The following is an 11,700-nucleotide window of genomic DNA, read 5'->3' as shown; positions in this document are numbered from 1 at the left end:
GAGGGGCGGGGCGATGGGCACGACGTCGGGGCGGGAAACCGGGACGGAAGCGGCACAGCGGGGAGCGGACGGCAAACGGCTGACGCGTCGGGTGCTTCTGGGCGCGGGGGCCGTCGCCGGGGTGGGCGTGGCGGCCGGCACCTGGACGGCGGGGGCGTCCCCGCTCGGGACGACCACCACCACGGCGGCCCGTGCGCCCAGGCCCCCGCGTGCCGGTGACTGGACAGCACTCGCCCGTGGCCTCGACGGCACGCTCATCAGGCCCGGCGCCCGCGACTACGACACCGCCCGCACCCTGTTCAACCCGCGCTTCGACGGGATCCGACCGGCCGGAGTCGCCTACTGTGCACGGCCGGAGGATGTGCGCAGCTGTCTCGAGTTCGCCCGCCGGCACGAGGTGCCCGTGGCGGTGCGCAGCGGAGGCCACTCGTACGCGGGCTGGTCGTCCGGGCCCGGTCTGATCGTCGACGTGCAGAAGCTGGCATCCGTCAGGCTCTCCGGCGGTACCGCGACCGTCGGCGCAGGCGCCAAACTCATCGACGTCTACGACCGGTTGACCGCGCACGGCCGTACCGTGCCCGCGGGGTCCTGCCCCACCGTGGGTGTCTCCGGGCTGGCGCTGGGCGGTGGCATAGGCGTGGTCAGCCGCGCCTACGGTCTCACGAGCGACAGCATCACCGGTGCCCGGATCGTCACCGCCGACGGCAGGATCCGCGATGTGGACGCCAGCCGTGACCCCGACCTGTTCTGGGCCCTGCGCGGTGGCGGCAACGCCCAGTTCGGCGTCGTCACCGAACTCAGGATGCGCACCCACGCGGCACCCACCTGCACGACCTTCTTCCTGAGCTGGCCCTGGGCGCGTGCCGAGGCAGTGGTACGCGCATGGCAGCGCTGGGCGCCCACGGCGCCCGACGAGATCTGGGCGAACCTTCATCTGTCCGCGCCCGTCGGCGGACGGCCGGGCTCGGTCCGGGTCGGCGGACTGAGCCTCGGCAGCCGCGGCGACCTGGAGAACCGCATCGACCGCCTTGCCGACGCCATCGGCGCGTCCGCGTCCTCGGTGTCCGTACGCACCCGCCCGTTCATGGACGCGATGAAGGTCATGGGCGGTGTCTCGGGCCTGACCATCCCCCAGTCCCACCAGCAGGGCACCCTGCCCGGCCGGAATCCGCTGGGCCGCGTGGCGCGCGAGTCGTACGCGGCCCGCTCGGACTTCTACACCCGGAGCATTCCCGCCGACGGCATCAAGGCACTGATCACCCGGGTGGAGCGGCTTGCCGCGCTCAGCGGGGGCGGCGCGGGCAGCATCGCGCTCGACGCCCTGGGCGGCGCCGTCGGGCGGGTCCGGGCAACGGACACGGCGTTCGTCCACCGCAACGCGCTGTTCCTCGCCCAGTACATCGTCTCCTGGCCCGACCGGGCCTCCGCGACCACCGTGGCCCGTCATCAGGCCTGGCTCGACGGCACCCACGCGGCGATGCGGCCCTGGGCGAGCGGCCAGGCCTACCAGAACTACACCGACCCCAAGCTGAAGGACTGGCGGCGGGCCTACTTCGGGGTGAACGCCGACCGGCTGGCCCGGGTGAAGAAGGCGTACGACCCGGGGCGGCTCTTCCGGAATCCCCAGTCCTTCTGACCCCGCGCCCGTCCCGTGTGCCCGTCTCAGCCCGATGACGGCGCCGGCACGGATGACGACGCCCCGGTCTTCGCCGAGTAGTCCGACCAGATACGGGCGGGGAACACGGACCCGCGCTCCGAGTCCTCCCCGCCCGTGCCCTCCAGCGGCAGCAGCGGCTTGCCCGGCGGTGACCGGAACATGGTCACCGCCGTGGACAGCCGGTCGGTGTACCCCGCGAACCAGGCCGCCCGCTGTGTCTCCTCGCCGCCGGTGGAGACCGCCGCGAAACCGCCCAGCGCGTTCGGCGCGGACGACGCCGCGGTCGTACGCGCCGAGTCGCGCAGCACCGAAGTGACATCGAGCGCCACCACGGCGTCCATCACCCGCCGCGCAGGCGGCTGCTGAAGGCCCTCCACCGGTGCGCCACCGTGCAGCACCTTGGTCACCGAGTACGGCTCGTACCGCAGACCGCCACCGGCGAACGTCGCATACGAGTTGGCGACGCGGATCGCGCTCGGAGAGGAAGTGCCGAGCGCGAACTCACTGTTCCGGGGCGCCATGCTGCTCCGGAGCATCCCCGCGCCCACCGCCATGTCCTCGACCCGCTTCAGGCCCGTGTCGGATCCGAGCTGCCGGAAAGGCGTGTCGGCCGACGATGCCATGGCCTCCCGCAGGGTCGGGAACCGCTCGATCGCAGCCAGCGGAGCAGGCAAGGTCTGCCGGCCGCCGTCCACCGGCAGCAGACGCGATGAGAGCCGTCCGGCCGCGTCGTAGAAACTCTCGGTTGACACGGACCGCACGGCGCCGTCACCGCCCCGCACACCGTGCTGCAACGCGGTCGCCAGGACGAACGGCTTGAACACCGCGCCCGCGGGAACCCCCGCTGTGTCCGCGTTGTTGGTGAAGTGACGGGTCGCGTCCTCGCCCCCGTAGACCGCGACGATCGCCCCGTCGCCGGGCCGTACGGACGCAGCGCCGACCTCCACGAACCTGTCCTCAGCACGGGACTCGGGATCCAGGCCGCTCGCGAGGATCCCTTCCACGGAGCGTTCCAGCTCGCGCACCGCGCTCTTGTCGAACGTGGTGTGAACACGGTAGCCACCGCGGTCGAGGTCGGCGTCCGTGAGCCCGGTCTGCTTCTTGACATACCGCTTCGCGAGGTCGACGAGATAGCCGGTCTGGCCGCTGAGGCTGTTGTCCAGGGACTGCTTGCGCGGTTCCGGGAACGACGTGTATCCGGCGCGTTCCTGCGGCGACAGCATACCCAGCTCGACCTCACGGTCCAGGATCCACGACCAACGCTCCACCGCCCGACGCCTGTTGCCTTCACCGAGCGCTGGATCGTAGGCGTTTCCGCCCTTCAGCAGCGTGGCCAGGAAAGCACCCTGACTGGGGTTCACCTCGGCGACCCCCACCCCGTAGTACGCCCTCGCGGCGGCCTGGATGCCGTACGCGCCGCGACCGAACCAGCTGGTGTTGAGGTAGCCCTGGAGGATCTCGTCCTTGGACTTCCGGCTGTCCAGCTTCAGCGCGATGCAGAACTCCTGCGCCTTGCGGGACAGCGTCTGCTCCTGCGACAGATAGGTGTTCTTCACATACTGCTGGGTGATGGTGGACCCGCCCTGGGTCTCCTGGCCCCGGGCCATGTTGACGGCCGCACGGGCCAGCCCGGTAAGGGAGACACCGGAGTCGGTGTAGAAGCCCGCGTTCTCGGCGGCGATGGCGGCGTTGCGGACCGGCACGGGCACGGTGGCCAGCGGCACGTTCTGCCGGTTGACGGAGCCCACGGTCACCATCGGGCTGCCGTCGGCCCAGTAGTAGACATTGGCCTGCTGGCTGGCGGCGGCGTTCTCGCTGGGTACGTCGACGTACACGTAGACACCGGCGAACAGACCCAGAAGCCCCCCGGCGAGGCTCAGGAACACCCCGAGGGACAGCCGCCACGACGGGACCCAGCGGCGGACACCGCCTCTGCCGGATCGGGGGTAGTCGATCCGACGCGGGCGCCCGATGCCCTGCCTGCGGCGTGAGCGTGGCGCAGTGATCACTTCGCGCATGGTGCGGCTGCTCCTCAGGGTCTTGCGCCTTCCGGAGCCTTGCGCCTCCGGAAGGCCCTGCTCCTCCGATCAGGCTCCGCGCGCATCCGGCAGGAGCCGCGCGGGTCTTGCCGAGCAGTACGAAGATCACGGGCGGCGCGTTGTCCTTCTCGGCTGTGAGGGAGTTCACACCGGTGCGTGGTCGTCGTGTCCCACCCGGAGCGGTCCCTCCCGGGCCGCCGCTGCGCGCGCGCCGGAAGCCTCGTAGATTGATCGGAGAGCCAGAGACACGGGGCCATGGTCCGTATGTCCGGAAGGGCAGGCGCGTGATGGCATGACTATCGACTACGCAGCGCTGTTCGCCGCCACGCCGAGCCCGTATCTGGTGCTGGACACGGACTTCGTCATCGTCGACGTCAATCGCGCCTACCTGCTCGCCACCTTCCGGACACGGAAGGATCTGATCGGGCAGTACGTCTTCGACGCCTTCCCGGACAACCCCGCCGCCCCGGACGTCGACGGGGTGGCCAATGTGGAGGCTTCGCTGCACCGAGTCGTGGACACCCGGGCGCCGGACTCGATGGCCCTCCAGAGGTACGACATCCCCCTCGTGGACGAGCCGGGCCGGTTCGAGGAGCGCTGGTGGTCCACGATCAACACACCGGTCCTGGACGCGCACGGCGCCACCGTCTGGATCATCCACCGGGTCGAGGACGTCACCGCTTTCATCCGCTCCCGCAACTCGGGAGCCAATCCGAGCGAGCGGGAAGAGGAGATGGAAGCCGAGCTCTACGCGCGGGCGCGAGAGCTCCAGCGGCTCAACGACGAACTCCGCGACGCCCACGCCCGCGAACGCCAGGTCGCGCTCACCCTGCAAGAGGCCATGCTCCACGCACCCGACCTCGTCAAACACCAGGACATCGCGGTGCGCTATCTGCCGGCCATCGGCTCCCTCAACGTCTGCGGCGACTGGTACGACGTCGCCGACCTCAACGAGGAACGATTCGCCGTGGCGGTCGGCGACGTCGTGGGCCACGGTCTGGAAGCCGCAACCATCATGGGCATGCTCCGCAGCGCCCTGAGTGCGGCGACCCGGGCCGTCGCCGGCCCCGCCCAGGCCCTGGAAGTGCTGGGGCTGTACGCCCGCTCCGTGGAGGGCGCCCTGGCAGCCACTGCGGCCCAAGTGGTCATCGACACCCGTAGCCGGCTGATCACGTACAGCAGCGCCGGACATCCGCCGCCCGTGCTGCTGCACCGCGGCGGCGACTACCAGCTCCTGGACCAGGCGACCGATCCGCCGCTGGGCGCCCGTCCCGCACATGTGCCCCGGCCACAGACGAGCTGTTCCTACAGCCCCGACGCCACACTGGTCCTCTACACCGACGGACTCATCGAGCGCCGCGGCGAGGACATCGACTCGGGTCTCGCCAGGCTCACCGACGCCCTCGCCCGGTATCACCGGCTCGGCGCGGAGCGGCTCGCCGACGCGGTGCTGGCGCGTCTCGGGGTCAGTGGCGGGGCCCGCGACGACATCGCGCTCGTCGTGGTCCGGCTGTGAACGCGTTGCGGGCGCCTGGCTGCGGGCGGATTCTGGACATGATGAATCAGGCCGGTGGGGCGTCGTGAGCGCACGGATGGCAGCCGAGAACGGCGATTTCCGTGGCCCCCTGGACGTCACCAGGGCCGCCACGGTGGTGCTCGACAGCCGGGGCCTCGTCATCGGCTGGAGCCCCGCCGCGCAGAACCTGCTCGGCTACCGTCCCGAGGACGTCGTGGGCCGCTCCCTGGAGGCGTTTCTGACCCCCGTTGCGGCGCCTCCCAACCGGGAGCCCGCCACCTCGCCCCAGTACGGCTCCGCCGCACCCGCCGGCCCATGGCCCGACGAAGGGGACGTGTGCCTGGCCGTCCACCGGGACGGCCACCGCCTTCAGCTGGTCACCGTGGTGTCCCCGCTGACCGGCACGGTGGGGGAGGGGCAGGTCCTGGTGGCGGCGGAGCGCGGCGGACTCCGGCTCTGGGAGTCCCGCTTCGCCCTGCTGCACGGCCTGGCCACGCAGTCGCCCGTCGGGCTCGCCATCCATGACACCGACCTCCATCTGACCTGGTGCAACGCCGCGTACGAGGAGGAGATCGGACTGCCGTTCGCCGCCTTCCGTGGCAAGCGGGGCTCCGATCTGTACCCCGAGGGAAGATTCATCTCGCCGGGCTATCCGGAGCGGCTCGACGACGTCCTGCGCCATGTGCTCGAGACCGGTGAGGCGCTGCTCGACCTGCACTTCCGCGGTGAGCAACCCAGCGACCCCGGCGTCGAGCACCTCTGGTCCTGCTCCTACTACCGGCTGCAGGACCCCGACGGGCATGTGTTCGGAGTCTGCGAGGACGCTTTCGACATCTCGGAACGCTACGAGGCCCAGCGGCAGTTGAATCTGCTCGTGGAAGCGAGCCGTCATGTAGGGACGACGCTCGACGTCGTCGCCACGACCGAGGAGCTTGCCGAGGTGGCGGTCCCGGAGTTCGCCGGCCGCGTCGACGTGGACATAGCCGCCCCCGTGCTGGAGGGCGAGGCACCGGGGACGCTCGGTCCGGACACGGTGCTGATCCGCACCGCCGGCCGCCGTGTCGAGCCCGGCACCGACGGCACCCCGGAGGCCGTGGTCTCGCAGTCCCGGCCCTGCCGGCCGGTGACCTACGCCCCGGACTCGCCGCAGCAGCGCAGCCTCGCGTCCGGAGGGCTGGTGCGCGAAGAGGACACCCTGGTGGTGCCACTGCGGATCGGCGGCAACCCGCTGGGCCTGGTCTCCTTCGTCCGCGGCGACGGGGCGGGCGTCTTCGACAGCGGCGCGGTGGCGCTGGCGGACGAGCTGGTCGCCAGGGCGGCGGTGTCCATCGACAACGCCCGCCGCTTCACCCGTGAACGATCGGCGGCGCTCGCCCTTCAGCGTCAGCTCCTGCCCCGGCATCTGCCGTCGAACTCGGCGGTGGATCTGGCCTATCGCTATCTGCCGACGGACGATGTGACCGGTGTGGGCGGCGACTGGTTCGATGTCATCCCGCTCTCCGGCACCCGTGTCGGACTGGTCGTCGGCGATGTGGTGGGCCACGGGGTCCACGCCGCGGCCACCATGGGCAGGCTGCGTACGACGGTCCGGGCACTCGCGCCGCTCGACCTGCCCCCCGACGAGCTGCTCACCCGGCTCGACGACCTGGTGGTCCAGGCCGCCGAGGACCGCTCCGGCACCGCCACCGAATCCGCCCCGTCCACCACGTCGGTCGGGTTCACCGACAGCGAGGACGTGGCCACCGGTGCCACGTGTGTGTACGTGGTCTACGATCCGGCGTCCAGGCACTGCGCCATGGCCCGCGCGGGCCATCCACCGCCCGCCGTCGTGCACCCCGACGGGCAGGTCACCATCCTGGATCTGCCCGTCGGCCCGCCGCTGGGTCTTGGCGGACTGCCGTTCGACTGCTTCGACGTCGAGCTGCCCGTGGGCAGTCTGCTGGCGCTCTTCACCGACGGCCTGGTCGAGTCGCGTGACCGGGATGTCGACGAAGGACTCGCCACCCTGAAACACGCACTCGCCGACAGCAGGGGGTCACTGGACGACATCTGCGACCGGGTGGTCACGGCACTCCTGCCGGAGGGCACGACCAGCGACGACTCGGCCCTGCTGCTGGTGCGCACCCGCGAGCTCGACTGCCGCAGGGTCGCCACCTGGGATCTCCCGGCCGAGCCCGTGTCGGTCGGTCGCGCCCGGGAATCGGCCGCGGAGCGTCTGCGGACCTGGGGGCTCGATGAGCTCGTGTTCCCCACCGAGCTGATCGTCAGCGAGCTGCTCACCAATGCCGTCCGGCACGCCGCAGGCCCGCTGCACCTGCGACTGATCCATGACCGCGCGCTGGTGTGCGAAGTCGCCGACGCCGCACACACCTCCCCCCATCTGCGCCACAGCGCGGACGACGACGAGGGCGGGCGCGGCCTGTTCATCGTCGCCCAGCTCGTTCAGCGCTGGGGCACCCGCTACGGACCGTCCGGCAAGACCATATGGACGGAACAGGCTCTGCCTCGACCGGATGGAACAACGACCGCGCCCGACTGACGCCCGGCTGCGGCCAGTTCACACCCGGCTCGGACGGCGCCAAGGACGGAAACCCGGCCCGACTGCTGATGTTTGGCACGACTTACCTTCGGAAACACCTTTCCACGCGCACACCGCAGCCCCCACCATGGGCACTTGTTCCCATAGGTAACAAACCGGAGGCGTTCCGGTGGCGGACAGACCGGTGCCTGAGGGCCGTCCGCCGTGCGTAGCGAATGAGGAGTCACAGGGTGTCAGAGCTCCACCGCGCGGATCCGGATGCCGCGCACGAGAAGCAGGTGCACACCGGTCTCACGGACTCCGAGCTCACCGAACGGATCCGCGCCGGCGCCCCGGCCGCGCAACCGGCGGCCCTGGAGCTCAAGCGCCGCCATCTGCCCGCGGTGCTCGCCTACACCCGCCTGTGCACAAGCAACCAGACCGCCGCCAACCAACTGGCAGTGCGGGCCTTCGATCTCGCCGTCCAGGAAGCCCTCCGGGGCATCGAGCCGAGCGGGACCTGGCGCCACCATCTGCTGATGCTGGTGCAGCGGACCGGCCGCGCCTGGGGAGCCGGAAGCCGCCGTGACCGTCTCGAACCCGACTTCCTCACCTGGATCGAGGCCGGTGCCGAGGCCTCGTCCGCCATGTGTGTGGGCTTCCACCGGCTACCGGAGCTCATGCGTGGCGTCCTCTGGTACGCGATCGTGGACGACGAGGCCGACGCCACCGTCGGGGGCTTCCTCGGCATCCCCACGGACACGGTCCGCGGACTGCGGCCCAAGGCGCGGGACGCCCTGCGCCGGGCATGGATCCAGGCCCAGCTGGAGCGCGGCGACCCGAGGTGTCTGGGGTACCGCCGTATCATCGATGCCGCCACGGGCCCCGAAGACCGCCGCTACAGCCAGGATCTGACGGTCCATCTGGAACAGTGTCCCGGCTGCACGGGGCTGGTCGCCGCGCTGACCAGGATGGCCGACGAGCCCCGGGTCGTGTGCGCGGAGGGTCTCATCGGGTGGGGTGGGGCCTCCTACACCGCACACGTACCGGCGCCCGGACTGTTCGACGCCGTTGTGGCGGGGCGCGGTGGGGGGGACGGGACGGGGCGCGTAGCCCCGTTCGCCGGCGCGAATCCGGCAGGCGGAGTGAAGCGGCTCCGAGCCACGCTGCGCATCCCGTCCCGGTCCGTCGCCATCGCCGCGGCGGTGGCGGTCTCCGGCGGCGCCGTCACGGTCAGCACACTCCTCGCGACGGCATCCGACGACACCGCGGCGGTGCAGACCGGCACCGGGGAACCGCCCGTCCGGCAGGCCGGACCCACCGCCAGTACACCGCTCCTCCCGCCCACCCCATCGCCCTCCACAACACCCTCGAAGCAGCCCTCGCGCCAGCCGCCGACTCCGTCCGCATCGGCCGCTCCGCCCAAGCCCTCGGCGCCGACCGCCGCCCCCTCCAGCCCGGTGGCTCCCCGGATTCCACGCATCGTCCCGGGCGGTGGCCGCACCCAAGTGGTCAACGAGGCCACCGGGTTGTGCCTGGACATCGAGGACGGCGTGATGGTCAATCGCACCGACGTGGTCACCGCCCCCTGCTCGGGAGCCGCCACTCAGCAGTGGAGCCTTGAGCCCAGTGGACTGCTGCGCAGCGCTGCGGATCCCGCCTTCTGCCTGGACTCGCGCGGCGACACCGACCGCGGGGCCGGCATCTGGACGTGTGCGTCGGTCAGCGGCGGGAGCGGGGTGAATCTGCTCTTCACCATCGATGCCGCGGGGATCCTGCACCCCTGGATCGCCCCGGGTTTCGCATTGGAACCCGAGTCGGACGAAGTGGGCAGCGAGCTCGGCTTCGAACGAACCAATCCCACCGACGACACGGACCGCGACCAACGCTGGACCGGCGGGCGAATCCGATGAACAGTAAAGGGATATGACGGCACGTCAGATGTGAACATCGCCCGCAACGGGTGGATCGGAAGTCGCCAACCGCTCGAGGGTGAAAGCGACTTGTGTGATCAAACTCTTCCCATATGGGGCTGCGGTCTGGCATCTTTCGTCCACCACTTCCCACATCATGGCCCGGCGGTGTCACAGCACCACCGGGCTTTCGGAGGATGCTTTGCCTACCCCCATATCCCGCCAGCTCAGACGCACGGTCGTGGCCATCGCCGCGCTCGGGGCGGCAGCGGCGTTCGTGACTCCCGTCGCGGCAGCCCAGGCGGCCCCCAGTGCCGCCCCTGCCACAGCCACCGCGTCCTGGGCCGCGGGCACCAGGGCCTACCTGGTCATCACCGCGCCCGGTGACACCTCCGCCGTACGCACCGCGGTCACCGGTAACGGCGGCACGGTGTTCGCCCACTACGACGCCATCGGCGTGATCGTGGCGCACTCCACCTCCACCTCCTTCGCCGCCACCATGCGCGGCGTCAGCGGCGTCCAGAAGGTCGGTGCCACCCGCACCTCCGACATCCCCGCCGACGCCTACAACCCCGCGCTGCCTGCCACGCCCACGCAGGCCACCACGACCCTGACCGAGTCCAACCGCTGGGACATGACCCAGATCAACGCGGACAAGGCCTGGGCCGTCACCACCGGCTCCGCCACCGTCAAGGTCGGAGTGCTCGACACCGGCGTCGACGACCTGCACCAGGACATCGCGCCCAACTTCAACGCGGCCGACTCGGTGTCCTGCGCCTACGGCAAGGCGGACACCCGGTTCGGGGCCTGGCGCGACGTCGACCAGCACGGCACACATGTCGCGGGCACCATCGCGGCAGCCAAGAACGGCAAGGGCGTCATCGGTGTCGCCCCGGGCGTGAAGATCTCCTCCGTCCGGATCGCCGAGCCCAGCTCCACCCTGTTCTTCGCCGAGAACACCGTCTGTGGCTTCATGTGGGCCGGTGACCACGGCTTCAAGGTCACCAACAACAGCTACTACACCGACCCGTGGCAGTTCAACTGCCCGGACAACGTGGACCAGGCGGCGATCATCGAGGGCGTCAGGCGCGCCCAGGAGTACGCGGAGGGCAAGGGCTCCCTCCAGGTCGCGGCGGCGGGCAACTCCAACTACGACCTCGCCAACAAGACCACCGACTCCGAGAGCCCCAACGACTCGACCCCGGTGACCCGCACGATCACCAACGCCTGCATCGACATCCCCACCGAGCTTCCGGGTGTGGTGACCGTCTCGGCCATGGGCAAGGGCAACGTCAAGGCCTCGTACTCCAACTTCGGCCGCGACGTCATCGATGTCGCCGCCCCGGGCGGCGACGGTGCGTCCGGTGTCTACTCGACGCTTCCGGGCGGCAAGTACGGCAACCTCAGCGGCACTTCGATGGCGTCCCCGCACGTGGCCGGTGTCGCCGCGCTGCTCGCGAGCACCAACCCCACCGCCACCCCGGCCGACCTGCGCACCAAGCTGGCCTCCCAGGCCACCGACACCGCCTGCCCGTCCGACAGCAGGTGCACGGGCACGACCACCAGGAACGGGTTCTTCGGTGAGGGCCAGGTCGACGCGCTCAAGGCCGTCGGTACCACCCCTCCGCCCGGCAAGTACTTCGAGAACACCACGGACGTCGCGATCGCCGACAACAGCACGGTCGAGTCCTCGATCACCGTCAGCGGTGTGAGCGGGAACGCTCCGGCGACCCTCAAGGTGGGCGTGGACATCAAGCACACCTACCGCGGTGACCTTGTGCTCTCGCTCGTGGCCCCCGACGGCACCGTCTACACGCTCGAGGACTTCGCCAACAACGACAGCACCGACAACGTGGCCAAGACCTACGAGGTCGACGCGTCGTCGGAGACCGCGTCCGGCACCTGGAAGCTGCGCGTCCGTGACGTGGCCTCCCAGGACACCGGGAAGATCGACGCCTGGAACCTGACCCTCTAGGGACCCGGGACCTCCAGGCACCCGGGATCCTCCGGGACCCCCGGGTCAGCGCTGCCGGGGTGCGGCCGACCGCCGCACCCGG

Annotated in this window: 6 protein-coding genes; 5 read left to right on the top strand and 1 reads right to left on the bottom strand. The window is 70.7% G+C overall.

Translation table 11 applies throughout. From position 1 onward, the window contains the following. The first annotated feature begins 13 nt into the window (after positions 1–13). Entirely contained in the window at positions 14–1,636 is a 1,623-nt protein-coding gene (locus ACFV6V_RS00375) for an FAD-binding oxidoreductase (protein ID WP_385556797.1), read from the top strand. A gap of 26 nt (positions 1,637–1,662) precedes the next feature. Here the strand turns inward: ACFV6V_RS00375 and ACFV6V_RS00370 are convergent, their stop codons facing one another. Further along, on the bottom strand, positions 1,663–3,675 hold the full coding sequence (locus ACFV6V_RS00370) for a transglycosylase domain-containing protein (RefSeq protein ID WP_385556795.1): 2,013 nt from the start codon (positions 3,673–3,675) through the stop codon (positions 1,663–1,665). Positions 3,676–3,988: 313 nt separating this feature from the next. Between ACFV6V_RS00370 and ACFV6V_RS00365 the strand changes: the two genes are divergently transcribed. From ACFV6V_RS00365 to ACFV6V_RS00350, 4 genes are all read left to right on the top strand, one after another. Then, positions 3,989–5,212, top strand: coding sequence for a PP2C family protein-serine/threonine phosphatase (locus tag ACFV6V_RS00365; protein ID WP_385556792.1), 1,224 nt, complete (start codon positions 3,989–3,991; stop codon positions 5,210–5,212). A gap of 76 nt (positions 5,213–5,288) precedes the next feature. After that, a complete protein-coding gene (locus tag ACFV6V_RS00360) occupies positions 5,289–7,751 on the top strand; it encodes a SpoIIE family protein phosphatase (protein WP_385556790.1) in 2,463 nt (820 codons plus the stop codon). A 230-nt stretch (positions 7,752–7,981) separates the two neighbouring features. Further along, entirely contained in the window at positions 7,982–9,643 is a 1,662-nt protein-coding gene (locus ACFV6V_RS00355; protein WP_385556787.1) for a ricin-type beta-trefoil lectin domain protein, read from the top strand. 202 nt (positions 9,644–9,845) lie between these two features. After that, a complete protein-coding gene (locus tag ACFV6V_RS00350; protein WP_385556784.1) occupies positions 9,846–11,618 on the top strand; it encodes a S8 family serine peptidase in 1,773 nt (590 codons plus the stop codon). Positions 11,619–11,700: the final 82 nt, after the last annotated feature.

This window comes from Streptomyces sp. NPDC059828 (assembly GCF_042731955.1).
Taxonomy (GTDB): Bacteria; Actinomycetota; Actinomycetes; order Streptomycetales; family Streptomycetaceae; genus Streptomyces.
This window is presented reverse-complemented; position numbering and strand designations above follow the sequence as displayed.